At 70.9% G+C, this 26,369-nt stretch carries 21 protein-coding genes; 13 read left to right on the top strand and 8 right to left on the bottom strand.

Annotation, left to right across the window (positions count from 1 at the left end):
- Window positions 1-23: 23 nt before the first annotated feature.
- Window positions 24-2,126, bottom strand: a complete 2,103-nt coding sequence (locus EOE66_RS00145) for a putative bifunctional diguanylate cyclase/phosphodiesterase (protein ID WP_245478840.1) — start codon at window positions 2,124-2,126, stop codon at window positions 24-26.
- Window positions 2,123-3,418 carry an HD-GYP domain-containing protein gene (locus EOE66_RS00150; protein ID WP_128226680.1) on the bottom strand — a complete coding sequence of 432 codons (1,296 nt, stop codon included), beginning with the start codon at window positions 3,416-3,418 and terminating at the stop codon, window positions 2,123-2,125. Before EOE66_RS00150 ends, EOE66_RS00145 begins: the two co-directional genes overlap by 4 nt.
- 268 nt (window positions 3,419-3,686) lie before the next feature.
- Between EOE66_RS00150 and EOE66_RS00155 the strand changes: the two genes are divergently transcribed.
- The 4 genes from EOE66_RS00155 (at window position 3,687) to EOE66_RS00170 (ending at window position 7,169) form a co-directional block, all read left to right on the top strand.
- Window positions 3,687-4,853 (top strand): ABC transporter substrate-binding protein, encoded by a 1,167-nt coding sequence (locus EOE66_RS00155; protein WP_128226681.1) that lies wholly within the window; start codon window positions 3,687-3,689, stop codon window positions 4,851-4,853.
- 78 nt (window positions 4,854-4,931) lie between these two features.
- Window positions 4,932-5,231: an antibiotic biosynthesis monooxygenase family protein gene (locus EOE66_RS00160; RefSeq protein ID WP_128226682.1), complete on the top strand. Its 300-nt coding sequence runs from the start codon at window positions 4,932-4,934 to the stop codon at window positions 5,229-5,231.
- Window positions 5,228-6,646 (top strand): M20 family metallopeptidase, encoded by a 1,419-nt coding sequence (locus EOE66_RS00165; protein ID WP_245478841.1) that lies wholly within the window; start codon window positions 5,228-5,230, stop codon window positions 6,644-6,646. Before EOE66_RS00160 ends, EOE66_RS00165 begins: the two co-directional genes overlap by 4 nt.
- A 52-nt stretch (window positions 6,647-6,698) precedes the next feature.
- Window positions 6,699-7,169 (top strand): tellurite resistance TerB family protein, encoded by a 471-nt coding sequence (locus EOE66_RS00170; RefSeq protein WP_128226683.1) that lies wholly within the window; start codon window positions 6,699-6,701, stop codon window positions 7,167-7,169.
- 35 nt (window positions 7,170-7,204) lie between these two features.
- Here the strand turns inward: EOE66_RS00170 and speD are convergent, their stop codons facing one another.
- Together speD and EOE66_RS00180 are read right to left on the bottom strand one after the other, a co-directional pair.
- Window positions 7,205-7,576: an adenosylmethionine decarboxylase gene (gene speD / locus EOE66_RS00175; protein WP_128226684.1), complete on the bottom strand. Its 372-nt coding sequence runs from the start codon at window positions 7,574-7,576 to the stop codon at window positions 7,205-7,207.
- Between the two features lie 7 nt (window positions 7,577-7,583).
- Window positions 7,584-9,557: a PAS-domain containing protein gene (locus EOE66_RS00180; protein ID WP_164884943.1), complete on the bottom strand. Its 1,974-nt coding sequence runs from the start codon at window positions 9,555-9,557 to the stop codon at window positions 7,584-7,586.
- Window positions 9,558-9,663: 106 nt separating this feature from the next.
- Between EOE66_RS00180 and tkt the strand changes: the two genes are divergently transcribed.
- Genes tkt through gap form a run of 3 tightly spaced genes read left to right on the top strand, consistent with a single transcriptional unit; the run spans window position 9,664 to window position 13,789 of the window.
- Entirely contained in the window at window positions 9,664-11,691 is a 2,028-nt protein-coding gene (tkt, locus tag EOE66_RS00185; protein ID WP_128226686.1) for a transketolase, read from the top strand.
- A gap of 22 nt (window positions 11,692-11,713) precedes the next feature.
- A complete protein-coding gene (locus tag EOE66_RS00190; RefSeq protein WP_128226687.1) occupies window positions 11,714-12,781 on the top strand; it encodes an energy transducer TonB in 1,068 nt (355 codons plus the stop codon).
- A 9-nt stretch (window positions 12,782-12,790) separates the two neighbouring features.
- A complete protein-coding gene (gap, locus tag EOE66_RS00195; RefSeq protein ID WP_128226688.1) occupies window positions 12,791-13,789 on the top strand; it encodes a type I glyceraldehyde-3-phosphate dehydrogenase in 999 nt (332 codons plus the stop codon).
- 91 nt (window positions 13,790-13,880) lie between these two features.
- On the opposite strand, the gene EOE66_RS00200 is transcribed toward gap, so the two are convergent.
- Window positions 13,881-15,113, bottom strand: coding sequence for an NF038122 family metalloprotease (locus tag EOE66_RS00200; protein ID WP_128226689.1), 1,233 nt, complete (start codon window positions 15,111-15,113; stop codon window positions 13,881-13,883).
- A 264-nt stretch (window positions 15,114-15,377) separates the two neighbouring features.
- Here EOE66_RS00200 and EOE66_RS00205 point away from each other — a divergent pair, with 264 nt between their 5' ends.
- Entirely contained in the window at window positions 15,378-17,474 is a 2,097-nt protein-coding gene (locus tag EOE66_RS00205) for a S8 family peptidase (protein ID WP_128226690.1), read from the top strand.
- Here the strand turns inward: EOE66_RS00205 and EOE66_RS00210 are convergent.
- From EOE66_RS00210 to EOE66_RS00220, 3 genes are read right to left on the bottom strand one after another with little or no spacing between them, the layout of a single operon-like run.
- The gene (locus tag EOE66_RS00210; protein WP_128226691.1) at window positions 17,419-18,126 is read right to left on the bottom strand and encodes a hypothetical protein; all 708 of its coding nucleotides are present in this window, start codon (window positions 18,124-18,126) and stop codon (window positions 17,419-17,421) included. The genes EOE66_RS00205 and EOE66_RS00210 overlap by 56 nt on opposite strands.
- Entirely contained in the window at window positions 18,126-19,064 is a 939-nt protein-coding gene (locus EOE66_RS00215) for a biotin--[acetyl-CoA-carboxylase] ligase (protein ID WP_128226692.1), read from the bottom strand. The genes EOE66_RS00210 and EOE66_RS00215 overlap by 1 nt, the downstream gene beginning before the upstream one ends.
- Before the next feature lie 12 nt (window positions 19,065-19,076).
- Window positions 19,077-19,574, bottom strand: coding sequence for an SET domain-containing protein (locus EOE66_RS00220; protein ID WP_128226693.1), 498 nt, complete (start codon window positions 19,572-19,574; stop codon window positions 19,077-19,079).
- A gap of 120 nt (window positions 19,575-19,694) precedes the next feature.
- Here EOE66_RS00220 and EOE66_RS00225 point away from each other — a divergent pair, with 120 nt between their 5' ends.
- The 5 genes from EOE66_RS00225 (at window position 19,695) to EOE66_RS00245 (ending at window position 26,368) form a co-directional block, all read left to right on the top strand.
- Window positions 19,695-22,316: a DNA topoisomerase III gene (locus EOE66_RS00225; protein ID WP_128226694.1), complete on the top strand. Its 2,622-nt coding sequence runs from the start codon at window positions 19,695-19,697 to the stop codon at window positions 22,314-22,316.
- Between the two features lie 28 nt (window positions 22,317-22,344).
- The gene (locus tag EOE66_RS00230) at window positions 22,345-23,337 is read left to right on the top strand and encodes an AEC family transporter (protein WP_128226695.1); all 993 of its coding nucleotides are present in this window, start codon (window positions 22,345-22,347) and stop codon (window positions 23,335-23,337) included.
- A 91-nt stretch (window positions 23,338-23,428) separates the two neighbouring features.
- Entirely contained in the window at window positions 23,429-24,448 is a 1,020-nt protein-coding gene (locus tag EOE66_RS00235; RefSeq protein ID WP_128226696.1) for a hypothetical protein, read from the top strand.
- A 45-nt stretch (window positions 24,449-24,493) separates the two neighbouring features.
- The gene (locus EOE66_RS00240) at window positions 24,494-25,780 is read left to right on the top strand and encodes a glutamate-5-semialdehyde dehydrogenase (protein WP_128226697.1); all 1,287 of its coding nucleotides are present in this window, start codon (window positions 24,494-24,496) and stop codon (window positions 25,778-25,780) included.
- 42 nt (window positions 25,781-25,822) lie between these two features.
- Window positions 25,823-26,368 (top strand): LemA family protein, encoded by a 546-nt coding sequence (locus tag EOE66_RS00245; protein ID WP_128226698.1) that lies wholly within the window; start codon window positions 25,823-25,825, stop codon window positions 26,366-26,368.
- The last annotated feature ends 1 nt before the right edge of the window (window position 26,369 follow it).

The following is a 26,369-nucleotide window of genomic DNA, read 5'->3' on the forward strand; positions in this document are numbered from 1 at the left end:
TCGGTGCGGCGTCGGTGCGCCGCCTACCGAACCAGGCGGATGCGCCGTGCGGGCGCGGGGGCCGGCACGGCCGCTCCTGCAGCGGCCGGCGCAGCCGGCCCGTGCACGAGACGCTGCTCGAAGCTCAGGCTGTCAAGCGCGGGCGCGTACAGCCAGCCCTGGAACTCGTCGCAGCCTTCTTCCTGCAGGAAGTGGCGCTGCGGCTCGGTCTCCACGCCCTCGGCGATGCACTTCATGCCCAGGGCGCGGGCCATCTGCAGCACGGCGCGCACGATGCCGGCGTCGCTGTCGTCGCCCGGCAGGCCCTTGATGAAGCTGCGGTCGATCTTGAGCTTGCCGATGGGAAAGCGCTTGAGATAGCTCAGGCTCGAGTACCCGGTGCCGAAGTCGTCGATGGACATCTTCACGCCCAGCCTCGCCAGCGCGTGCAGGCGGTGCAGCGACTCGTCGGCGTCGTGCACGAGGATGCTCTCGGTCAGCTCCAGCTCCAGCAGGTGCGGCGGCAGGCCGCTGATGTCGAGCACGCTGCCGACGCGGTCGACGAAATGCGGCTGCTTGAACTGCAGGGCCGAGACGTTCACGGCGATGGGCAGTGCATGCCCGCGCTGGTGCCACAGCGCCGCCTGGCGCACGGCCTGGGCCAGCACCCACTCGCCGATGTGCACGATGAAGCCGCTGTCCTCGGCCACGGGGATGAAGTGCGCCGGCGAGACATCGCCCATCTCCGGGTCGCGCCAGCGCAGCAGCGCCTCGGCGCCCACCACGCGGCCGTCGGCCAGGCTCACCTGGGGCTGGTAGTGCAGGCGGAAGCGCCCGCTCACCAGCGCCTGGCGCATGGCGTGGTCGAGCTGCATGTCGTTACGGCGGTCGCCCTCGGCGCGCGCCTGGTGCATGCGGTAGTGCGCACGGCCGGCGCTCTTGACGGTGCGCATGGCAGCCTCGGCGTGGCGCACGAGGTCGTCGATGCGCGAGCCCTGCGAAGGCGCCATCGCGATGCCGATGCTGCAGGTCAGCGTGAAGGGCGCGCCTTCCACGCTGCACGGGTGCGCCACCACGTTGAGGATGCGCTTGGCGGTGGCCTCGGCGGCCGCGGCATCGGCCGGGTTCACGAGCACGGCGAACTGGTCGCCGCCCAGGCGGGCCAGCACGTCGTCGGCGCGCAGGCAGGCCTGGATGCGGTGGGCCACGGTCTGCAGCACCTGGTCGCCCACCTCGTGGCCCAGGCTGTCGTTGATCTGGCGGAAGCGGTCCAGGTCCACCAGCAGGAAGGCGTAGGAGCGGCCCTCGCGCCGGGCCGTGGCCGTGGCTTCGTTGACGTGGTCGACGAGCGCGCTGCGGTTGGGCAGGCCGGTGAGGGTGTCGTTGCGCGAGAGCTGCTCGATGCGCGCCTCGGCCTCCACGCTGGCCGTGAGGTCACGGAAGGACCACACCCGCCCCTGCGCGCGGCCGCGCACCAGCAGCGGCCGCGAGACGCGCTCCACCACCTGGCCGGTGAGCAGTTCCAGCCGGTCGCTGGAGCTCGCCTGCGGCGTCTCGCGCAGCGCGTTCAAACGCAGCTGGTAGCCCGTGGGGTCGCCCACGCTGCGCGCCATCCAGGCGTGCACCGCGGCATCGTCTTCGTGCTGCAGCAGCTCGCGCGGCAGGCCCCAGATCTCGGCGAAGCGCCGGTTGCAGGCGCTCAAGCGGCCCTGCGGATCGGTGACGAGGATGCCGTCGGCCGTGGCCTCCAGCGTGGCCTGCAGTTCGGCCAGCGCGGCCTCGCGTTCGCTCTCGGCGCGGTGCTCGGCGCTGCGGTCGGCCACCACCACCAGGGCATGGGCCGGCTCGCCGGGCGGCACGTCGATCAGGGACAGGCTGCGGCTCACGTAGCGTGCGCCTGCGGCCGTGGCCACCACGGTGTCGGTGTGCAGCAGGCCGATGCTGCCTTCGCTGTCCCACCACAGGCGGTCTTCGGGCGAACTGAGCAGCGCGTCAGCCGCGTCGCCCTGCAGCGCCTGCGCGCTGCGGCCGAGCAAGGCCGCGGCAGCGGCGTTGGCGGCCACGACGCGCCGGTCGGCCATGGCCACCACCCAGGCCGCCTGCGGCATGCCTGCCAGCAGGCCGGCCCAATGTGCGGCAGCACTCACGCAGCCAGCTCCGCAGGGCGCGACACCACGCTCAGCGGCTCGAAGTAGTAGGACACCCGCGGGCGCGGGTCGAGCGCGGCCAGCACCGGCGGCGGCACCTTGCTCGCCGCCAGGCTGCGGCGGATGCCCAACTCGGGCTGCAACTCCAGGTCGAGCAGCTGCGGCGCGCCGGCGTTGCCGCCGCGCGCACCGGGGCGCGCGGCTGGGGTGCCGTGCACCAGCACGCGCGGCTTCAGCAGCCGCGTGGAGTTGACGCCCACCACCATCGCGTAGCGGTCGTCGGTGAGTTGCACCAGCGAGCCCGCCGGGTACACGCCCATCATGCGGATGAAGGCGTTGAGCACGGGCGGGTCGAAGCGCGAGCGCGACTGCGCGAACATCATCGCCACCGCCTCGTGCGGCGTGAGGGCCAGCGTGCGGCCCCCGGGGTTGCACAGGTTGTCGTAGCGGTTGACGATGGCCACGATGCGCGCCCCCAGGCCGATGCGGTCGGCGCTGAGCTTCATCGGGAAGCCGCTGCCATCGGCGTGTTCGTGGTGCTGCGCGATCACCGACAGCGAGCCGGCGTTCAGACCCATGCGGTGACCCTGCAGCACGCCCTTGGCCACGTGGTCGCGGTAGCCGTTGGTCTCGGCGGGGGTGAAGTTGTCTTCCGGGTGGCGCAGCCGGTCGGGCACGTCGATCTTGCCCACGTCGTGCAGCAGGGCGCCGACGCCCATGTCCTGCATCTCGCTGTCGCTCATGCCCAGCGTGCGGCCGATGAGCATGGAGACGACCGCCACGTTGAGCGCGTGGGCGCTGTTGCGGTCGCCGCCGGCGCCGCTGACGAGGCGGATGCCCACCTCGTCGGCGGCCAGCATCTTGTCGAGCATGGCGCGCGTGAGATCGCCTGCGGTGCGGCCGGCTTCCTTGGGCTGCTGCGTGATCTGCTCGCCGATGTCGCGCATCACGCGGGCCGCCTCGCCGTACTGGCGCTCGCAGCGCTGTGCCGACTCTCGCTGCGCGTTGAGCCAGGCTTCCTGGTCGCGCGCAGCCTGCTCCTCGGGGCTCAGGGCCGAGCCGGCCGGCACCACAGGCGGCACATTCCCTTCCAGCAAGGCGCCCGCGGCGGGCAACTCGCTTCTTTCAGGCACCCAGCGCACCTGGGTCAGGCCCAGGCCGCGGATGGTCGCGATCTCGTCGTTGGACGTGATGCGGAAGGCCGACAAGGGGAACGGGTGCGACAGCCAGCCACCGTCGAGGTGGATGTACATGCCCACGCGCAACTCCTCGACGGCGACGGTGCTGGTCATGCGGCTTCCCTGTGCGTATCTGCTCTTGGCTGTCCTGTCGGACGGCCTCTCACGCCTGTTTTCGGGTGCCCGCCGCCTGAACTTGAGGCAGCCGGTCTGCAACAGGCGGTGTGCGGAGGCCGGCAGGCGCGTCCCGGCGGCCGCTGCGCCGACGCCGACCGTGAAATCCGCCACATCCGGCAAACCCCGCTAACGCCCGGCTGCCACCCCAGGCATGCTGGGAGGCTGGCAACGGCCCAGACCCCCACAAGAAACCCCGGAGACCCGAATGAGCTTCAGACCCGCCCTCAGCACCCTGGCCCTGGCCTGCGGTGTCTTCGCCTGCAGCGGCGCACTGGCGCAGAACGCGCCCATCAAGGTGGGCCTGATGCTGCCGGCCACCGGCACCTTCGCGGCGCTGGGCGACGCCATCGAGAAGGGCTTCAAGCTGCACGTGCAGGAACAGGGCGGCAAGCTCGGCGGCCGTGAGGTGCAGTACTTCAAGGTCGACGACGAGAGCGACCCGGCCAAGGCCACCGACAACGTCAACAAGCTGATCAAGCGCGACCAGGTCGACGTGCTGGTGGGCACCGTGCACAGCGGCGTGGCGCTGGCCATGGCCCGTGCCGCGCGCGAGAGCAACACGCTGATGATCGTGCCCAACGCCGGCGCCGACGCGCTGACCGGCGCGCAGTGCGCGCCCAACATCTTCCGCAGCAGCTTCAGCAACTGGCAGCCGGGCTACGCCGCGGGCGTGGTGGCCGCGGGCAAGGGCTACAAGCGCGCCATGAGCATCACCTGGAACTACGCCGCCGGCAACGAGGCCGTCAAGGGCTTCACCGAGGGCTTCGAGAAGGGCGGCGGCAAGGTCATGAAGGAACTCAGCCTGCCCTTCCCGGGCGTGGAATTCCAGGCGCTGCTGACCGAGATCGCGGCGCAGAAGCCCGACGTGGTGTTCGCGTTCTTCGCCGGCGGCGGTGCGGTGAAGTTCGTCAAGGACTACGACGCCGCGGGCCTGAAGAAGGCGGTGCCGCTGGTGGTCTCGGGCTTCGTCACCGACGGCACGCTGGAGGCGCAGGGCGCCAGCGCCCAGGGCATCCTGAGCACGCTGCACTACGCCGACAACCTGGACACGCCGCGCAACAACGCCTTCCGCAAGGCCTACGCCATCAGCTACAAGCAGCAGCCCGATGTCTACGCCGTGCAGGGCTACGACGCCGCGCAGATGCTCGCCGCCGGCCTGAACGCCGTGAAGGGCGACATCAAGCAGCGCGAGGCCCTGCAGGCCGCCATGGCCAAGGCCGTGATCGACAGCCCGCGCGGCAAGTTCAGCCTGAGCCCGCAACGCAACCCGGTGCAGGACATCTATCTGCGCGAGGTGAAGGGCGTGAACAACGAAACGCGCGGCGTGGCCGTGAAGGCCTTGGCCGACCCCGGCCGCGGCTGCAGGCTCTGACCCACCCGCAAGCGCCTGCGGCGTGGTCGGTGCAGGGGCCGTGGGACACTGGCCACCTGCTGACTTGGGAGCCTGCCCGTGATCCTTGAACTTGCCGACATCCGCATCCAGCCTAGCCAGAACGCGGCCTTCGAAGAGGCCATCCAGCGCGGCATCGCCACCGTCATCGGCCGCGCCCAGGGCTTCCACGGCGCCAAGGTCAACCGCGGCATCGAGAGCCCCGAGCGCTACATCCTGCAGATCTTCTGGGCCACGCTGGAAGACCACACGGTGGCTTTCCGCCAGGGACCGCTGTTTGCCGAGTGGCGTGCGATCGTCGGGCCCTTCTTCGCCGCGCCGCCCGTGGTGGAGCACTTCGAGCTCGTGAGCAAGCCTTGAGTGCAGTGTTGGCCCCGGCCGCGCGCGGCAACGCGCTGCAGGCCGCGCTGGCGCACTTCGACAGCGGCGCCTTCTCGCAAGACCTGGCGCGCCGCGTGGCGATGCGCACCGAGAGCCAGGACCCGGCCTCGGGCCCGGCTTTGCAGGCCTACCTCAGCGACGAGATGGCGCCCACGCTGGCCGCGCTGGGCTTCACCTGCACACTGCACCCCAACCCCGAGGCTGGCTTCGGGCCCTTCCTCATCGCCCACCGGCACGAGGGCGACACGCTGCCCACGGTGCTGGTCTACGGCCACGGCGACGTCATCCGCGGGCAAGACGCCAGCTGGAAGCGGGGCCAGGGCCCCTGGGTGCTGGCACAGGACGGCGAACGCCTCTACGGCCGCGGCACCGCCGACAACAAGGGCCAGCACAGCATCAACATCGCGGCGCTGGCACAGGTGCTGCAGCAGCGCGGGCAACTGGGCTTCAACGTCAAGTGGCTCATCGAGACCGGCGAAGAGGCCGGCAGCCCGGGGCTGGCCGCCTTCTGCGCGCAGCAGCGCGAGGCCCTGCGCGCCGATGTGCTGATCGCCAGCGACGGCCCGCGCCTGCGGCGCGATTGCGCCACCGTCTTCCTGGGTTCACGCGGCACGGTGAACTTCGATCTCACGCTGAAGGCGCGCGAGGGCGGCCACCACAGCGGCAACTGGGGCGGCCTGCTGAGCAACCCGGCCGTGGTGCTGGCCAACGCTATTGCCAGCCTGGTGGACGGCCGCGGGGTCATCCGCGTGGCGGCGCTGCGCCCGCCGCCCATCCCGGCCAACGTGCGTGCCGCGCTCGCCGGCCTGCGTTTCGGCGGTGACCCGGGCGACCCCGAAGTCGACCCGGGCTGGGGCGAGCCCGGCCTGAGCCCGGCCGAGCGCGTGATCGCCTGGAACACGCTGGAGGTGCTGGCCATGGTGGCCGGCAACCCGCAGCACCCCGTGAACGCCATCCCGCCGACGGCAAGAGCGACGATGCACATGCGCTTCGTGCCCGGCACCGACATCGCCCGGCTGCACGAGCATCTGGCCACGCACCTGGCGGCGCAGGGCTTCGGTGACATCGGCATCGAAGTGGGCCCGGTGATGGCCGCCACGCGCCTGGACCCCGACAACGCCTGGGTGCGCTTCACGCTGGCCAGCATCCAGCGCAGCACCGGCCGCCCGCCGGTGCTGCTGCCCAACCTGGGCGGCAGCCTGCCCAACGACGTGTTCGCCGACATCCTGGGCCTGCCCACGGTGTGGGTGCCGCACAGCTACCCGGCCTGCAGCCAGCACGCGCCCGACGAGCACCTGCTGGTGCCCGTGGTTCGCGAGGCGCTGGCGCTGATGACGGGGCTGTTCTGGGACCTGGGCGAGCAGGCCGCCACGCTGCCGCGGCGCCAAGACTGAACTCCAGCCGTCCTGCCGCGATCCCAACCCGGTCCAGGCCCCCGAGACCCCCATGCTGCGCCCCCTGCAAGACCTCTTCAACAGCCTGCTGGCCCAGCCGCTGCAGGGCCCCGGCGGCGGCAACGCAGCGCACCGCCTGCACCTGGCCACGGCCGTGCTGCTGGTGGAGGTGATGCGCGCCGATGCCGAATGCACCGAGGCCGAGCGCCGCGCCGTGCTGGCCGTTTTGCAGCAGCGGTTTGCGCTGGCCGATGACGAGCAGGCCCGCCTGCTGGAACTGGCCGAGCACCGGGCGAAGCACGCCGTCGATTTCCATGCCTTCACCTCCACGCTGAACGAGCAGCTCAGCTTCGAGGACAAGGTGCAGGTGGTGGAGGCGATGTGGGCCGTGGCCTACACCGATGGCCAGCTCACGGCGCACGAGAACCACGTGCTCTGGCGCGTGGCCGACCTGCTGCACGTGCCGCACGGCGCCTACATCAACGCCAAGCTGCGCGCCAAGGCCGCCGCGGGCCTGGCCTGAACCCGGGCGGCCTCTAGGCGGCCTCTAGGCGGCTTCTAGGCGGCGCCTGGCCCGCCGCGTCGCACGCGGTGGCGCTCGGCGCTGCTGGCACCGAAGGCCTGCTCCAGCGCGGCCAGCAGGCCTTCGGCGCGGGTGCTGTTGTCGCCGTGCAGATTGCACACGTAGACGTCCAGCGTCACCCCGCCCAGCTCGGGCCAGGTGTGCACCGCCAGGTGAGATTCGGCCAGCAGCACCACGCCCGTCACGCCGCCCGGCGCCGGGAAACGGTGGAAGAGCTCGCCCACGGCCTGCAGCCCGGCCGCGGCCACCGCGCCCAGGCACAGCGCGCGCAGCGCCTCGGGCTCGTGCAGCACGGCCAGCGCGGGGGGGCAGCCGCGCAAGTCGGCGGTGAGGTGCAGGCCTTGCATGCGCAGCCTAGAGGGTGTGCATCACCAGGCGCTGGCGGCCGGCGTGCTTGGCAGCGTAGAGCGCCTCGTCGGCCCGCTGCACGAGCATCGCCGCCTCCAGCCCGGCCCCTGGCTGCGCCACCTGCACACCGCCGATGCTCAGCGTCACCTGCGGGGAGACGGGCGAATCGCCGTGCGGCAGCGCTGCCTCGGCCAGCGCGGCGATGGCGCTCTCGGCCTGCGCGCGCGCCTCATCGGCGCTGTGGTGGGGCAGCAGCAGGCCGAATTCCTCGCCGCCGATGCGGGCCACCAGGTCGCCGGCACGCCGGGCGGTGCCGCGCAGCACCTGGGCCACCTGGCGCAGGCACTCGTCGCCGGCCGGGTGCCCGTGCAGGTCGTTGTAGCGCTTGAAGTGGTCGACATCCAGCAGCAGCAAGGCGATGGGCGTGCCGTGGCGGCGCGCCCGCGCGCACTCGTCGGCCAGGCGGCGGTCGAACTGGCGGCGGTTGGCCAGACCGGTGAGGTCGTCGGTGTCCGACAGGTGCGCCAGCCGGGCGTTCAGCGCATCCAGCTGGGCATTCAGCGCCGTCAAGGCCTGCTCGCGGTGCACGAGTTCGGTGACATCGCTGCGCACGCCAGCCACCCCACCGTCGCGCGTGCGGCGCTCGTCCACGCGCACCCAGCGGTTGCCGGCCAAGGCCTGCAGCACCGGGCCGGAAGGGTTGCGGTGCGCGGCCATGCGCTCGGCGAGCCAGGCTTCGGCCCGGCCCTCGGCCTGCGGATACAGGCCGCTCTGCAGGCCGTGGCGCAGCACCTCCTCGAAGGTGACGCCCGGCCGCACGAACTGTTCGTCGCAACCGAAGGTCTGGCTGTAACGCTCGTTGCAGGCCACGAGCCGGTCTTCGGCATCGAACAGCGCAAAGGCCTCGGGCAGCGCGTCGATGGCATCCTGCAGACGCTGCGTGGCCTGCTCGGCCGCCGCACGCCCGGTGAAGGCCTCGGTGACGTCGACGCGCACGCCGACGGTGCCGCCATCGCGCGTGCGCCGTTCGTGCACACGCACCCACTGCCCGCGCGCCACCTGCATCACATGCGGCGGGCCGGGGTGGCGGCGCTCGCGCATGCGGCGCGCGATGAAGGCCTCCAGCGCGGCCTCGTCGGCGATCTCGGGCAGGCCGCCGCGGGCGTGGTTGATGCGCACCACATCGGCGAACAAGGGGCGCTGGTCGGCCAGATCGCCCAGCTGCGGGTACATGGCCGTGGCGGCGGCGTTCACCATCACGAGGCGGTCGTCGGCGTCGTAGAGCTCGAAGCCCACGGGCAGCGCGTCCACCGCGTCAGACAGCCGCTGGCGCGCCTGCTCGGCGGCCTGCCGTGCCAGGGCCAGCTCGGTGCGCGCGTTGATGAGCTCGGTGACGTCGACGCTGTGCGCCAGCAGGCTGCCATCGCTCAGGCGCTGTTCGACGATGCGGCGCCACTGGCCATCGGGCAGCGCACGCAGGATGGGCCCTTGCTGCTGCGGCTGGCGGCGCTGCGCCAGGCGCTGCTGGATCCAGGCCTCGGGCCCGGCCGAGGCCTCGGGCAGGAGGTTCGCGGCCACGGCCGTGCGCAGAGCGTCTTCGAAACGCACGCCAGGCCGGATGTGCTGGGCCACGGCGCCGTACACCTTCAGGAAATCGCCGTTGGCCAGCACGAGGCGGTCGTCGGCGTCCCACAGCACCACGGCGGCTTGCAAGGCGTCGAGCACCTCGCGCTGGCGAACCTGTTCTGCCCGCGCCGCTTCGGCCTCGGCCTGCCCGCGTTGCCACTGCAGCAGCAACAGCAACAGCATCACCAGCGCCACCCCGGCATTGAGCAGCACCGCGCCGCGCAGCAGACCCTGTGCAGGCGCGCTGGGCACCGCCCCCGCGGCAAGCAGTGACACCACCACCACGTCGGCGAACAGCAGCGCGGCCGTGGCCCATAACAGGCGCTGGAACTTCAGGCGGGAAGACGGGGACACGCGTTCAAACCAACCGCATCGGGTGAGCAGGCCCTCATTATTGGTGGCGGACGGGCCTCCTAGAATCATGGCTTACTTCGCACCCCCCGCCTTGCGCACCCCTGCCATGCCTGCTTCCGTTTCCGACACCTCCTTGATGGCCAACGCCATCCGCGCCCTGGCCATGGACGCGGTGCAGCAGGCCCATTCCGGCCATCCGGGCGCGCCCATGGGCATGGCCGAGATGGCGGTGGCGCTGTGGGGCGGCGCGCTGCGCCACAACCCGGCCGACCCGCACTGGGCCGACCGCGACCGCTTCGTGCTGAGCAACGGCCACGGCAGCATGCTGATCTACGCGCTGCTGCACCTGACGGGCTACGACCTGCCGATGAGCGAGCTGCGCAATTTCCGCCAGCTGCACAGCAAGACGCCCGGCCACCCCGAGGTGGACATCACCCCGGGCGTTGAAACCACCACCGGCCCGCTGGGCCAGGGCCTGGCCAATGCCGTGGGCATGGCGCTGGCCGAAAAGCTGCTGGCACAGGAGTTCAACCGCCCCGGCCACACGGTGGTGAACCACCGCACCTGGGTCTTCATGGGCGACGGCTGCCTGATGGAAGGCATCAGCCACGAAGCCTGCGCGCTGGCCGGCGCCTGGCAGCTGAACAAGCTGGTGGCGCTGTACGACGACAACGGCATCAGCATCGACGGCCAGGTGCAGCCCTGGTACGTGGACAACGTGGCGCAGCGTTTCGAGAGCTACGGCTGGAACGTCATCGGCCCGGTGGACGGCCACGACGTTGACGCCGTGGGCGCGGCCCTGCACGCCGCCACCGCCTCGGCCACCAAGCCCACGCTGGTGATCTGCAAGACCACCATCGGCAAGGGCAGCCCCAACCGCGCCGGCACGTCCAAGGTGCACGGCGAGGCGCTGGGCGCCGAGGAAGTGAAGCTCACGCGCGAGGCGCTGGGCTGGGCGCACGAGCCCTTCGTCATCCCCGAGGCCGCCTACAGCGCGTGGGACGCGCGTGCCGCCGGCGCTGCCGCGCAGCAGCGCTGGGCCGAGACCTTCGCCGCCTACCGCGCCGCCCACCCGGCGCTGGCCGCCGAGTTCGTGCGCCGCATGGAAGGCCGCCTGCCCGAGAACTTCGCGCAGACCGCGGTGGATGCCGTGATCGCCGCGCACACGAAGGCCGAGACCGTGGCCAGCCGCAAGGCCAGCCAGATCGCGCTGGAAGCCTTCACCGCCGCGCTGCCCGAGATGCTGGGCGGCAGCGCCGACCTCACCGGCAGCAACCTCACCAACACCAGCCACACGCCGGCGCTGCGTTTCGGCGCCGACGACGGTGCGCCCAACGGGGGCCGCCACATCAACTACGGCGTGCGCGAGTTCGGCATGGCCGCCATCATGAATGGCGTGGCCCTGCACGGCGGCTACATCCCCTACGGCGGCACCTTCCTGACCTTCAGCGACTACAGCCGCAACGCCATCCGCATGGCCGCGCTGATGAAGAAGCGTGTGATCCACGTCTTCACGCACGACAGCATCGGGCTGGGTGAAGACGGTCCCACCCACCAGAGCGTGGAGCACGCGGCCAGCCTGCGGCTGATCCCCAATCTCGACGTCTGGCGCCCGGCCGACACCGCCGAAACCGTGGTCGCCTGGACCATGGCACTGGGCAACAGCACGCGGCCGAGCGCGCTGCTGCTGAGCCGCCAGAACCTGCCCTACGCGCCCAAGACCGGGCTGGACGACATCGGCAAGGGCGCCTACGTGCTGGCCGAGCCCAGCGAGGTGGGCCTGAAGAAGAAGGCCCAGGCCGTGATCATCGCCACCGGCAGCGAGGTGGGCCTGGCGCTGCATGCGCAGGCCGAACTGGCCAAGCTGAAGATCGCGGTGCGCGTGGTGAGCATGCCCAGCACCAGCGTCTTCGACCGCCAGAACGTCAAGTACAAGGCCAGCGTGCTGCCGGCCGGCGTGCCGCGCATCGCGGTGGAAGCCGGCGTCACCGACGGCTGGTGGAAGTACGGCTGCGCGGCCGTGGTGGGCATCGACACCTACGGCGAAAGCGCGCCCGCGCCGGCGCTGTTCAAGCACTTCAAGCTCACGGCAGAGAACGTGGTGGCGGTGGTGCGGCAGGTGGTGGGGCGCTGAGCACCTCTTCACTCCCGGTTTCGTGAGACCCGTCTCCTCCCGTCTGCCGCCAGCGCCGCCCAGCGGCCTGCGGCTGCGCGCCGCAGCCGCCGTGACGGCATGGGCTGCGGCCTTGGTGCTGTCATCGGCGGCGCACGCGGTCACAGTGCCTGAGCTGAAGCTGCAGGCCTCGCCTGCCACGGCCTGCCTGACCGCCACCGACCCCCGGCTGCCCCGGCCCGATTACCCCTTCGAGCTGCTGCAGCGCAAGCAACAGGGCCGTGTGCTGGTGGAACTGAGCTTCAACAGCCCCAACCGCCCACCCGCGGTGCAGGTGCTCGAGCAGGAAGGCGGTACCGAGTTCGTCGACGAGGTGCAGGCCCATCTGCGCACCCTGCGCCTGCCCTGCCTGAACAGCGCCGAAGGCCCCATCGCCTTGCGCCAGGAGTACTTCTTCAGGCCCGATACGCGCAAGGTGAACTACGAGACCCTGGCGACACCGGCCACCCCGCGCCAGAAGGCCTTGCAGGCCTGCATCAAGATGCCGGAGCTGGACTTCACGTACCCCACGCGGGCCCAGAGAGATGGCGTGCAGGGCCGCCTGTTCGCGCTGCTGAAGTTCAACGCGCCCGATCAACCACCAGAAGTGAAGCTGCATCACATGAGCAGCGCGGGCGTCTTCGCACGCACCGTGACTTCCTGGGCCCAGGGCTACCGGCTGCCTTGTTTCGAACCCGGCAGCGACACCCCGGTGTGGCTGAGCACGGTCTTCATCTTTCGGCTCGATGGATCCGGCGGCTTCGGCTTCCACGCCATGCGGCTGCAAGACTTCATGGGGCTGACCAAGGGCATCCAGACGCAGTCGCTGCAGCTCGACACCACCCCCATGGGCTGCCCCTTCGATGTGCGGCTGACCTACCTGCGGCCGGGCGCGCCCAACGATGTCGGGACGGTCGGCCCTGCCACACCCGAGCAGACCCGAGCACGGGCACCCCTGATCGCCTGGCTGCGCGATGCCGAACTGGACCTGCGCAGCGAGCAGCTGGCCAGTGTCTACGCCGACATCGCGCACATCCAGGTACCCTGCCTTCAGATCGACCTCAAACCCTAAGGAGACCTCATGACCATCAAGATCGGCATCAACGGCTTCGGCCGCATCGGGCGCATGGTGTTCCGCGCCGCCGTGCAGAACTTCCCCAACATCGAGATCGTGGGCATCAACGACCTGCTCGAGCCCGACTACCTGGCCTACATGCTGAAGTACGACAGCGTGCACGGCCGCTTCAAGGGCGAGGTGGCGGTGGACGGCAACACGCTCATCGTCAACGGCAAGCGCATCCGCCTGACCGCCGCGAAAGACCCCGCCACGCTGGCCTGGGGTGACGTGGGCGCCGACATCGTGGTGGAAGCCACCGGCCTGTTCCTCACGAAGGACACCTGCCAGAAGCACATCGACGCCGGCGCCAAGAAGGTCATCCAGAGCGCGCCCAGCAAGGACGACACGCCGATGTTCGTCTACGGCGTCAACCACGACAGCTACGCCGGCCAGACCATCATCAGCAACGCCAGCTGCACCACCAACTGCCTGGCCCCCGTGGCCAAGGTGCTGAACGACAGCTTCGGCATCAAGCGCGGCCTGATGACCACCGTGCACGCCGCCACCGCCACGCAGAAGACGGTTGACGGCCCGAGCAACAAGGATTGGCGCGGCGGCCGCGGCATCCTGGAGAACATCATTCCCAGCAGCACCGGCGCGGCCAAGGCCGTGGGCGTGGTGATCCCCGAGCTGAACAAGAAGCTCACCGGCATGAGCTTCCGCGTGCCGACTTCGGACGTCAGCGTCGTCGACCTGACCGCCGAGCTGGTGAAGGAAGCCAGCTGGGAAGACATCTGCAACGCGATGAAGGCCGCCGCCGCCGGCCCGATGAAGGGCGTGCTGGGCTACACCGAGGACAAGGTCGTCTCCACCGACTTCCGCGGCGAGGCCATGACCAGCGTCTTCGACGCCGACGCCGGCATCGCGCTGGACAAGACCTTCATCAAGGTCGTGAGCTGGTACGACAACGAGTGGGGCTACTCGAACAAGGTGCTCGAGATGGTGCAGGTTATGGCCCGCTGAACGCGGCCGCCACGCCCCCAAGGAAAAGGCCCGCAGCAGCGGGCCTTTTTTCATGGGCCGGCGCCCGCAGGCGCCGGCCTCGCGGCAGGTTTCAGGCCGCCGCGGTTTCGCTCTGGCGGCGGCGGCGTGCCACGGCACCCACGGCAGCCAGGCCGCCGAACATCATCAGCCAGGTCGAGGGCTCGGGGATGGCGGTGACGTTGTAGCCCATCACGTCGAAGGCGGTGATGTCGAGTTGCGTCACGACCAGCGTGGGCGTGTTGCTGGTGGCCGAACCCACGGTCGGGTCCATGATGCCCAGGGGGGCGCCGCCGATCAGCGAATCGTCCTTCCAGTGGCTGGCCTGGCGGCCGTCGCCGTTGACGCGGCCGGTGGACAGCAGGCCCACGCAGGACGCGCCCGCGTTGATCGACAGGCAGGGCGTGCCGCCGATGGACCAGTCCAGCGTCTGCGCGCCTTGGAAGCTGCCGTAGCGGAACAGGTCGTTCACCGTGCCCCAGGCGATGTTGTTGAGGCCGCGCACGCCGTTCGGGCTTTGCGCCCCCGGCAGCGCGTTGATGTCGGCCAAATCGACGCCCGAGCGGAAGCCCAGCGCGTGGCCGATTTCATGGGCGGCCACGCCGACGAAATCGAAGAAGCCCGGCGTGAGGCCGTCGGAACGGTCGAAGTCCCAGTTGAAGGCGGTGCTGAAGGACACCGAGCCGTCGCGTTGCGTGGTGTTGCCCGCGGCGTAGGTGGGCACCAGGCCCAGCGCCTTGACCTGCGCGGTGTTGACCGCGATGTTGTTGTTGTCAAAGCTGTTGTTGTTGTCGAACACGCGCACGCGCGAGTCGATGGGGCCCGTCGTCAGCGGCTCGTTCGAGACGAAACCCAGGGCGCCGTTCTGCAGCGAGGCCACGGCCGAAGCGTCGGCCGCCGAAGTGGCATCGGCAGCCAGCAGGCTGCGCAGCGCGGCGTAGCCCACGGTGTTGGTGGTGGAGCCGGTGGAGCCCAGGATGCCGGGGCCCAGCGCCGAGAACTGCACGTCCAGCACGATGGTGATGGGGTCGAGCAGCACGCTCGACCACAGCGCGGCGGCCGCCTCGAAGCCTGCACGCGCGGCCGTGCCGGGGCCGACGCCGCCGAGGTCGTTGAGGATGAAGGTCATGCCCGTGGTGCGGCCGGAAGACGGCAGCGCCAGGGGCGTGGCGAAACTCAGGGCGCCCTGGTGGTCAGACCACTGGTGGTTGCACAGCGGCGTGTGCACGTGGTCGGTGGCCTGGGCGGTGGCCGACAACGGGGCCAGGGCCGCCAGGCAGGCTGCGGCAAGGAAGTGGTGTTTCAAAGGGGTTCTCCTGGCGAGCCGTGTTGGGCCCGAAGCTGCCGGAACATGCCGGCTGAGCGACCCATTCTCGCGAGGCGCCCCGTCAGCACAAGCGCTCAGGTGCCCCACCCCCTGGGCTCGGGGGCCGTCATCGGGGGGATGGGGGTCGTTCCGTTGGGCAAATGTCACGGCCGGCACCCGCGCGGCGGGCCTGGGCTTGCGCTTGCTTACGGAAGCCGGTGCCGTGGACATACGGCGCCACGGGCCGCAGCCTAAACTGGGTGCATGCTGCACAAGCCCTTCCCCCTGGCCCCGGCGCGGCGCGCCGGCTCGTGGATGCTGCTGGCGCTGGGCGCCGCGCTGGCGCTGCCGGCCGGGGCCGACCGGCCTGTGCCGGCCGCCGCGCGCACGCCACTGCCGCCGGTGGAAGGCGAGGTCATCGTGAAGTTCAAGGCCACGGCCGACCTGACGCGGCAGTACGCGCTGTCATCCCGCGCCGAGGCCAGCACCGTGCGCAACGTGCTGACCGAACGCGCCAACGTGATGGGCGCACGCCTGGGCCGCACGCTGCAGGCCGGGCCCGCCGTGGGCGCCAACATCCAGGTGCTGCGCGCCAGCGGCATCAGCGCGGCCGAGCTGGCCGCGAAGCTGGCCGCAGACCCCGACGTGGAGTTCGCCGAGCCCAACCAGCGCATGCGGCGCACCGCCGCGCCGAACGACCCGCTCTACCCCACCAGCACCACCGAGCGGCGCAGCAACGGCAGCAGCCTGCAGGACGGCCCGGCCAGCGGGCAGTGGTACCTGCGCGCGCCGGCCGCCACGCTGGCGCAGGGGCCGGTGTCGTCCATCGACATCGAGACCGCCTGGGCCCGCACGCGCGGCAACAGCGCCGTGGTGGTGGCCGTGCTCGACACCGGCGTGCGGCCCGAGCACCCCGACCTGGCCGGGCGCCTGCTGCCGGGCTACGACTTCGTCACGAATGCCACGGTGGCCAACGACGGTGGCGGCCGCGACAGCGACCCCAGCGACCCCGGCGACTGGCTGACTTCGGCCGAGAGCCGCACCAGCACCTTCAGCGGCTGCACGGCGTCGGACAGCAGCTGGCACGGCACCAGCACGGCCAGCCTCATCGGCGCGGCCACCGACGACAGCAACGGCATGGCCGGCGCCGCCCCGGGTGTGCGTGTGCTGCCGGTGCGCGTGCTGGGCAAGTGCTTCGGCGACAGTGCCGACATCCAGGCCGCCATGCGCTGGGCCGCCGGCATCTCGGTGCCGGGCGTGCCCGACAACCCCAACCCGGCCAAGGTGCTGAACCTCAGCCTGGGCGGGGGCGGCGCCTGCAGCACCGGCTACCAATCGGCCGTGAACGAGGTGCTGGCCCGCGGCGTGGTCATCGTCGCTGCGGCCGGCAACAGCGCCGGCGGGCCGGTCAGCGCGCCGGCCAGTTGCACCGGGGTCATCGCCGTGGCCGGCTTGCGCCATGCCGGCACGAAGGTCGGTTTCTCCGACCTGGGCACGCAGATCAGCATCGCCGCCCCCGCCGGCAACTGCATCAACATCACCCCTGGCACGCCTTGTCTCTACCCCATCCTGGCGGCCACCAACACCGGCACCCAGGGCCCCGTGGGTTCCACCTGGACCGACAGCTACAACATCACCGTGGGCACCAGCTTCGCGTCACCGCTGGTGGCCGCCACCGCCGGGCTGATGTTCTCCGAGCGCAGCACGCTGACACCGGCCACCTTGCTGGCCGCGCTGCGCAGCACGGCACGCCCCTTCCCCACCACCGGGGGTGACAACGGCGACGGCACTGTGGTGCCGCAGTGCGTGGCGCCCAGCACTTCGGTGGAACAGCTGCAGTGCTACTGCAACACCACCTTCTGCGGCGCTGGCATGCTGGACGCCGGCCGCGCCGTGTTGGCGGTGGCCGGTCCCCAGGCGGCCATCACGGTGAGCACGGCCTCCCCCACCGCCGGCAGTGCCGTCACGCTATCGGGCAGTGGCAGCACGGCCTCGGGCAGCGCCAGCCTCAGCACCTACCTGTGGGAGATCACCGACGGCGGCGGCATCGTCACCGCCTTCAGCAGCGCCACCAACGCCGCCACCGCCACGCTGACCCCCAGCGCTGCCGGCAGCTTCACGGTGCGCCTGACCGTGACCGACAGCACCGGGGCCAGCGCGAACACGACCCAGACCGTGACGGTGGCGGCAGCCCCGGTGAGCACCCCGCCCACCACCCCGGCAGCGCCCGCAGCGGGTGGCGGCGGCGGGGGTTCGATGTCGCTGGCCTGGCTGGCCGCGCTGGCGCTGGCCGTGGCCGCGCTGTTCAGGGCTTCGGCGCCGACGCCGACGCCACGACCGGCGCGCCCGCGCAAGGCCTGAACCCACCACCCAGCACTTCGCCCGGGCGCAGCCGCAAGCGGGCCTGCAAGTCGGCATCGGCGCGCGCCAGGCGCAGCACGGTGTTGGCGGCCGGCAGCGGCAGTTGCGCCACGCGCGAACCGCGCAGCGGCGGCGTGGCGCTGGTGAGTTTCTCGAGCGCCGCATCGGCCTCGGCCTTGCTGGCATGGCGCGAGATGACGAGGCCCGGCGCCAGTTCGGCCGGCGCGGTGAGCACCTCGGGCTGCAGCCCGAGCTTGCGGAGATCGGCCTCGCGCGCGCGGCGTGCGGCAGGCTCGGGCCAGCGGCCGGCGTAGACCAGCCACAGCGGCGGCAGCGGGGCGGGCTCGCGCGTCCAGCTGCCGGCGGGGGCCTGCGCGGCCACGAGTTCGGCCTCGGCGGTGACGAGTTCGGATTCGGCCAGCGGGCCTGTCTCCACGCACACCGCGGCCGCGGCGCGCGCCGCCACCACGGCGGCATTGGCGTCCTTGGGCGGCAGCACTGCCACCAACTCGGGCTTCACCTGGGCCTGCAGGCGCTGCGGTTCGTGCTGCCCCTGGTTCGGCGGCGCGATGCCGGGCGCCAGCCAGCCCCGGCTCCACGCGAAGAAGCCCAGGTTGGCCAGCACCAGCAAGACCAGCAAGCCGCGCAGCATCAGGCCCCCCCACCTTGCAGGCGCACGCTGACTTCGCCGCTCACGAGGCTGTGCAGGTCGCCGCTGCGCACGCGCAGGGCCCCGCGCTCGTCGACGCCCTCGGCCACGCCTTCGGGCACGGCAGCCAGCGTGGTGGTGACGGGCTGGCCCTGCAGCAGATCACGCCGTGCATAGGCGCCCTGCAGCGGCGCGAAGCCCTCGGCCTCGAAGCGCAGCAGCGCCCTCACCAACGGCAGCGCCACCGCCGCCAGCGTGGCCGGGGCGCTGGCCTCGGCCTGCATCTCGGCGAGGCAGGCGTAACCGTGCGGCAGCTCGGGCACGGCCTGCGGCCGCACGTTCAGGCCCACGCCCACCACACAAAGGCGGCGGTGGCCGACGTTGACGGTCTCGATGAGGATGCCGCCCAGCTTGCGGCCCAGGCTGCCGCTGGCTTGGCCCGGCTGCGCAGGCCCCTCAGCCAGCCAGAGGTCGTTGGGCCACTTCAGCATCAGCCGCGGTGATGTCGGGGCCTCGGCAGGCAAGGGATCGAGCGCTTCGGCCAAGGCCAGCCCCACCGCCAGCGAGAGGCCCGACCAGTCGGCCGGCGCCAGGGGCAGGGCCAGGCTGAAGGTGAGCGAGGCGCCGGCGCTGGAAACCCAGTCGCGCCCGAGGCGGCCGCGGCCGCGCGTCTGCTGCTCGGCCACCAGCAGGCAGGGCTGGATGTCGGCGCCGCGCCGGCCCAGCGGCGTGGGGCGTTCGCGATCGGCGCTGCGGCCGTCGAGTTCACCGGGCCGCGTGACCAGGCCATCGGGCGCGCCCGCCCAGGCGCGTGCGCGGTCGAGCAGCAGGGTGTTGGTGCTCTCGGCGCGCGCCAGCACCTCCACGCTCAGCCCGGGCAGCAAGGGCTCCAGTTGCTGCCACAGCGCCTCGGCACCCCACTGCGTCTGGCTGTTAGGCATGCTGTGGCACCCTCAGCGCTTGGGCGCCAGCATGGTGCGGCGGCAGCGCGGGCTGCCGCAGCGGCACTCGTACTCTTTCTTCAGCTTGGGCGTGTAGCGCTCGTCGATGACCAGGCCGTAGTCGTAGAAGAGTTCTTCACCGGGCTTGAGCTTGCGCAGCGCCTTGATGAAGACCCGGCCTTCCAGCTCTTCGGCCTGGCAATTGGGCTCGCAGGCGTGGTTGATCCAGCGCGCCGCGTTACCGCCCACCTTGGCGTCGATGACATGGCTGCCATCGTCCAGGCTGAAATAGAAGGTGTGGTTGGGGTCGCTCGGGTCGTGCGGGTGACGGCGCAGCGCCTCGGGCCAGCCGATGATCTCGCCCTTGTATTCGATGATGCGCTCGCCCTTGGCGATAGGCTGCAGCGCGAAGACGCCCTTGCCGTGCACGCCGCTCTTGCGCACCTGGATGCGGCGCTTGTCGGTGGCGGCCACGGGGCGGAGCGGTGCCGCTTGCGGGGTCATCTTCATTCCGTATATTGAATTCGTACGAGCGCGCGTGCGTGCGCGCGAGATCGGCGGATTGTAGGCAGCCCTTTTGCGGGGCGCGCCGGCACCGCCGCCAAGGCAGTGAACGACTTCCAAGGAACCATGAGCAAGACCATCATCATTGCCGAGAAGCCCAGCGTGGCGCAGGACATCGTGCGCGCGCTCACCCCCGTGGCGGGCAAGTTCGAGAAGCACGCCGACCACTTCGAGAGCGACACCTACGTCGTCACCAGCGCGGTGGGCCACCTGGTGGAGATCAAGGCCCCGGAGGAGTACGACGTCAAGCGCGGCAAGTGGAGTTTTGCCAACCTGCCGGTGGTGCCGCCGCACTTCGACCTGGCGCCCATCGACAAGGCCAAGGCGCGGCTGAGCGCGGTGGTGAAGCTGGTCAAGCGCAAGGACGTGACGGCCATCATCAACGCCTGCGACGCGGGCCGCGAGGGCGAGCTGATCTTCCGCTTGATCGTGCAGTATGCGCAGAACAGCGAGAAGAAGCCGACCATCAAGCCGATCCAGCGCCTGTGGCTGCAGAGCATGACGCCGCAGGCCATCCGCGAAGGCTTCCAGAAGCTGCGCAGCGAAGCGCAGATGCAGGGCCTGGCCGACGCCGCGCGCAGCCGCTCTGAGGCCGACTGGCTGGTGGGCATCAACGGCACGCGGGCGATGACGGCCTTCAACAGCCGCGACGGCGGCTTCTTCCTCACCACCGTGGGCCGCGTGCAGACGCCCACGCTGAGCATCGTGGTGGAGCGTGAAGAGAAGATCCGCAAGCACGTGAGCCGCCCCTACTGGGAAGTGAAGGCCACCTTCGATGCCGTGGCCGGACAGTACGAAGGCAAATGGTTCGACACCAAGTGGAAGAAGGACGCCAACGACGCCGAGGCCCGCGCCGACCGCCTGTGGGACCAGGCCACGGCAGACGCCATCGCCGCCGCGGTGCGCAACCAGCCCGCGCGCGTGGTGGACGAAGCCAAGCCCAGCACGCAGGCCAGCCCGCTGCTCTACGACCTGACCACGCTGCAGCGCGAGGCCAACAGCCGCTTCGGCTTCAGCGCCAAGACCACGCTGAGCCTGGCGCAGGCGCTGTACGAGAAGCACAAGGTGCTGACCTACCCGCGGACCGACAGCCGCGCCCTGCCCGAGGACTACCTGCCCACCGTGAAGCAGACCTTCACGATGCTGGCCGACGAAGACCTGCCTGGCCCGCTGCGCGAGCTGAGCATGCACGCGCGCAAGGGCCTGAACGAGGGCTACATCAAGCCCACCAAGCGCGTGTTCGACAACACCAAGGTGTCGGACCACTTCGCCATCATCCCCACGCTGCAGGCGCCCAAGAGCCTCACCGACATCGAGGCCAAGCTCTACGACCTGGTGGTCAAGCGTTTCCTCGCGGTGTTCTACCCAAGCGCCGAGTTCATGGTCACCACGCGCTTGAGCACGGTGCAGCACGGCGGCCAGGACTACGTCTTCCAGACCAACGGCAAGGTGCTGGTGAACGCCGGCTGGCTGGCCGTCTACGGCAAGGAGGCGCAAGACGACGATGCCAACCTCGTGGCCATGGCGAAGGACGAGCAGGTGCGCGTGGAGGACGTGGCCGTGAACGCGCTGAAGACCAAGCCCCCGGCGCGCTACACCGAAGCCACGCTGCTGAGCGCCATGGAAGGCGCCGGCAAGCTCATCGAAGACGAAGAACTGCGCGACGCGATGAAGGAAAAGGGCCTGGGCACGCCGGCCACGCGTGCGCAGACCATCGAAGGCCTGATCGCCGAGAAGTACATGCTTCGCGACGGCCGCGAGCTCGTGCCCACGGCCAAGGCCTTCCAGCTGATGACGCTGCTGCGCGGCCTGGCCATCGAAGACCTGACGCGCCCCGACCTCACCGGCAACTGGGAGTACCAGCTCAGCGAGATGGAGCACGGCCGCCTGAGCCGCGACCAGTTCATGGGCGAGATCGCGAAGATGGCCGAGCGCATCGTCAAGAAGGCCAAGGAGTACGACCGCGACACCATCCCCGGCGACTACGCCACGCTGGCCACGCCCTGCCCCAACTGCGGCGGCGTGGTGAAGGAGAACTACCGCCGCTTCGCCTGCACCGGCGCGGCCGGCATGGAGGAAGGCTGCGGCTTCTCCATCACCAAGATCCCGGCCGGCCGCGCCTTCGAGACGGCCGAGGCCGAGGCCCTGGTGCGCGACAAGAAGATCGGCCCGCTGGAAGGTTTCCGCAGCAAGGCGGGCTGGCCCTTCACGGCCGAGATCAAGCTGGCCTTCGACGAAGAGATCAGCAACTGGAAGCTCGAGTTCGACTTCGGCGACGACGCCAAGCAGGCCGAAGGCGATGGCGAGCCGGTAGACTTCTCCGCCCAGCAGAGCCTGGGCCACTGCCCCAAGTGCAAGGGCAAGGTCTTCGAGCACGGCACGAACTACGTCTGCGAGCACAGCGTGGGAGCGCCTGTCACCTGCGACTTCAAGACCGGCAAGATCATCCTGCAGCAGCCGGTGCCGCATGAAGAGGTGGTGAAGCTGCTCACCACGGGCAAGACCAGCCTGCTGGAGAACTTCGTCAGCAACAAGACCAAGCGCAAGTTCAAGGCCTTCCTGGCCTGGGACGCGAAGGAAGGCAAGGTCGGCTTCGAGTTCGAGCCGCGTGCGGCCAAGGTGCCGGCCAAGGGTGCTGCGGCGAAGAAGGCGGCCGCGAAACCCGCCGCCAAGAAGGCCGCGGCTTGAGCCCCGGCGGCCGCAGGGCCGCAGCGCGATGACGGCCACCGTGCTGGCCAAGCTGATGGCGATGTTCTTCACCGTCGGCCTGGGCTGGCTGGCCGCGCGCCAGCGCTGGCTGGGCAAGCCCGAAGAAGGCGACCCGGCGCGCGTGCTGGGCAACCTGGTCTTCTACCTCTTCGTACCGGCGCTGCTGTTCCGCACCACGGCGCGGCTGGACCTGGCGCACATGCCCTGGGCCACGCTGGTGGCGTTTTTCGTGCCGCTGGTGGGGGTGCTGCTGCTCGTCTACCTGAGCCAGCGCCGTGCAGCAGCGCGGCATGGCGCGGCAGCGCCGGCCACGCGGGCCATCACCGCCACCTTCGGCAACTCGCTGCAAGTGGGCGTGCCCTTCGCGGCGGCCGTGTTCGGCGAAGCCGGTCTGGCCATCCACATCGCCCTCGTGAGCCTGCACGCGCTGGTGCTGCTGACGCTGCTGACGGCGTTGGTGGAACTCGACCTCTCGCGCGCAGCTGCGGCCCAGGGCCAGACGGCCCCGAGCGGCCTGCGCGGGCTGGCGCGCACGCTGGCGCAGACCGCGCGCAACACCGTCATCCACCCCGTGGTGCTGCCGGTGCTGGCCGGCATGGCCTGGAACCTCACGGGCCTCGGCCTGCACCCCATCGTCGACGAGAGCCTGCTCACTCTAGGCGCGGCCGTGGTGCCGATGTGCCTGGTGCTGATCGGCGTGACGCTGGCGGCCTATGGCGTGCGCGGCCTGTGGCGCGGCGCTTTAGGCCTGAGCGCGGTGAAGCTGCTGCTGGTGCCGGCCGTGGTGCTGGTGGTGGCGCGCTGGGGCTTCGGCCTCACCGGGCTGCCGCTCTCCGTGGTGGTGATGATGGCGGCGCTGCCCACGGGCAGCAACGCGCTGATCTTCTCGCAGCGCTACGAGACGCTGCAGGCCGAGACCACGGCCACGATCGTGATCTCCACCGCGGCCTTCGCGTTGACGGCTTCGTTCTGGCTGGCGGTGCTGTCGCTGATCCCGTGACACCGCGCTACACGCGGTGACGCAGCTTTACACGGCCGATGTGCTGCGTGTCAGGTGCCGGGCCTACAAACAGGCCCAGGGAGCACACGCCATGAAAAACGGGTTCGTCATCAGCACCACCTCGGCCACGCTGGCCTTGCTGTGCGCAGGCCTGAGCGCCTGCGGTGGCGGGGGTGGTGCCACCGACCCCGCACCGGCGCCACCCCCACCGTCCGCCGGCCCGACCGAGGCGCAGCGCATCGCCGCGGCCACCACCACGGCCAACAACCACGCGCTGTGCACCGCCGTGGCGCCCTTCTACTGGGAACTGGGCGACCGCAACGGTGCGCGCACCAGCGGCTCGGTCAACCGCGCCGGCAACGCCACGGCCTACACGGCCGACACCTCGATGTCGCTGGCCTCGGCCACCAAGTGGCTCTTCGGCGCCCACGTGGTGGAGAAGCGCGCCGGCACGCTGACGGCCCAGGAAGTGAGCCACCTCACCTTCCGCAGCGGCTACACCAACTTCTCGATCTGCCTGCAAGGCCAGACGGTGGACGGCTGCCTGGCCTTCCCCGCCAGCAACGGCCAGTACAGCGCGAACACCGAAGGCCGCTTCTTCTACGACGGCGGCCACATGCAGAAGCTGGCCAGCCTGATGGGCCTGGGCAACATGGGCAACGGCGAGCTGGCCACCGAGTTCCGCGCGGTGCTGGGCGACGACGTGCCCATCAGCTTCAACCAGCCGCAGCTCGCTGGCGGCGCCGAGAGCACGCCGGCGGCCTACACGCGCTTCCTGCGCAAGATGCTGGCCGGCCAGTTGCGCCTGGGCGCCCAGCTCGGCAGCCACGCGGTGTGCACCAACCCCGACACCTGCCCCACCGCGCTGGCCACGCCCGTGCCGCGCACCGAGAGCTGGAGCTACTCGCTCGGCCACTGGGTGGAAACAGACCCGGCGGTGGGCGACGGCGCCTTCAGCAGCGCGGGCGCCTTCGGCTTCTACCCGTGGATCGACGCCACGCGCACCTGGTACGGCGTGCTGGCGCGCCAGGGCCCGGCGGGCTCGGGCAACGAATCGGCCAACTGCGGGCGGCTCATCCGCAAGGCCTGGGTGACGGGCGTGGCGCCCTGAGGCCGCAGCCGGCTTGCCGGCAGGGGCTCTGGGACAATCCACGGCATGTCTGCTGCTGAAACCCACCTCGACATCCCCGCCCTGATGGCCCGCATGGGCGCCGCGGCCCGCACGGCCGCCACCACGATGGCCGCCGCCCCCAGCGCGGCCAAAGACGCCGCCCTGCGTGCGCTGGCGCGCCGCCTGCGCGAGGCCGGCCCGGCGCTGCAGGCCGCCAACCAGCGCGATCTCGAAGCGGCCCGCGCCGCCGGCCTGGCCGAACCGATGGTCGACCGCTTGAAGCTCACGCCCGCCGTCATCGCCACCGTGGCCGAAGGCTGCGAGCAGATCGCCGCCATGCCCGACCCCATCGGCGAGATCACCGGCGTCAAGCGCCGGCCCAGCGGCATCAGCGTGGGGCAGATGCGCGTGCCGCTCGGTGTGTTCGGCATGATCTACGAGAGCCGGCCCAACGTCACCATCGAGGCCGCCAGCCTGGCCCTCAAGAGCGGCAACGCCTGCATCCTGCGTGGCGGCAGCGAGGCGCTGCACAGCAACCTGGCGCTGGCCGCGCTGGTGCACGCCGCGCTGCAAGAGGCCGGCCTGCCGGCCACCGCCGTGCAGCTGGTGCCCACCACCGACCGCGCGGCCGTGGGGGCGTTGATCACCATGCCCGAATATGTGGATGTCATCATCCCGCGTGGCGGCAAGGGCTTGATCGAACGCATCAGTGCCGAGGCCCAGGTGCCTGTCATCAAGCACCTCGATGGCAACTGCCACACCTACGTGGATGCCGAGGTCGATCTTGAGATGGCGGTGAAGGTCACCGACAACGCCAAGACACAGAAGTACAGCCCCTGCAACGCCACCGAGAGCCTGCTGGTGCACGCCGCGCAGGCGGCGGCCTTCCTGCCGCGCATCGGCGACGTGTTCATGGCCAAGGGCGTGGAGATGCGCTGCTGCGCCCGTGCCGCCGCGCTGTTGGGCCCGCGCCCGCGGGTGCACCGCGCCAGCGAAGCTGACTGGGGCTGCGAGTACCTGGCGCCCATCATCAGCATCAAGGTGGTGGACAGCCTGGACGAGGCCATCACCCACATCAACCGCCACGGCAGCCACCACACCGACGCCATCCTCACCACGAACCATCCGAATGCCATGCGCTTCCTGCGCGAGGTGGATTCGGCCAGCGTGATGGTCAACGCCAGCACGCGTTTCGCCGATGGCTTCGAGTACGGCCTGGGCGCGGAAATCGGCATCAGCACCGACAAGTTCCACGCCCGCGGGCCGGTGGGGCTGGAGGGGCTGACCTCGATGAAGTGGGTGGTGCTGGGCCAGGGTGAAGTGCGCGGCTGAGGCGCCCGCCGGCACGGCCGGCCGATGCTCTAGATTCGGGGCATGGACTCAAGCTCGATCTGGCTCACGGCCCTGGTCTGCGTGCTGCTGCTGTGGATGGTGGGCGCCTACAACCGGCTCGTGGCCCTGCGCAACGCCATCGCCGCCAGCTGGGCCAAGGTGGGCGATGCGCTGCGCCAGCGCCAGGCCGCTGCCGACCCGCTGATGGCCGCGCTGCGCGAGCCGATGGCGGCGGAACAGGGCGCGCTCGACGCCTGGCAGACCGCCTGCGCCGAAGCCGCGCGCGCGGCCACGCAGATGGACAGCAAACCCGTGGTGCAGGCCCACGCGCAAGCCTGGGCCGCGGCCGAAGCGGCGCAGGCCGCGGCCGCCAGCCGCGTGTTTGCACTGCTGGAGCAGCACGAGGCCGTGCGCGTGCGCGACGACGTGGCCACGAACGCCCTGGCCTGGCGCGATGCGATGAAGCGCCTGGGCTTCGCGCGGCAGCTCTTCAACGAGACGGCGCAGCCTTACAACGAGGCCATCGCGGCCTTTCCGACGCGGCTGCTGGTGGGGCTGTTCCGCTTCGGGCCGGCGGGCCGGCTCTAGC

Origin of the sequence: Rubrivivax rivuli (assembly GCF_004016505.1) — a bacterium.
GTDB lineage: Bacteria > Pseudomonadota > Gammaproteobacteria > Burkholderiales > Burkholderiaceae_C > Rubrivivax > Rubrivivax rivuli.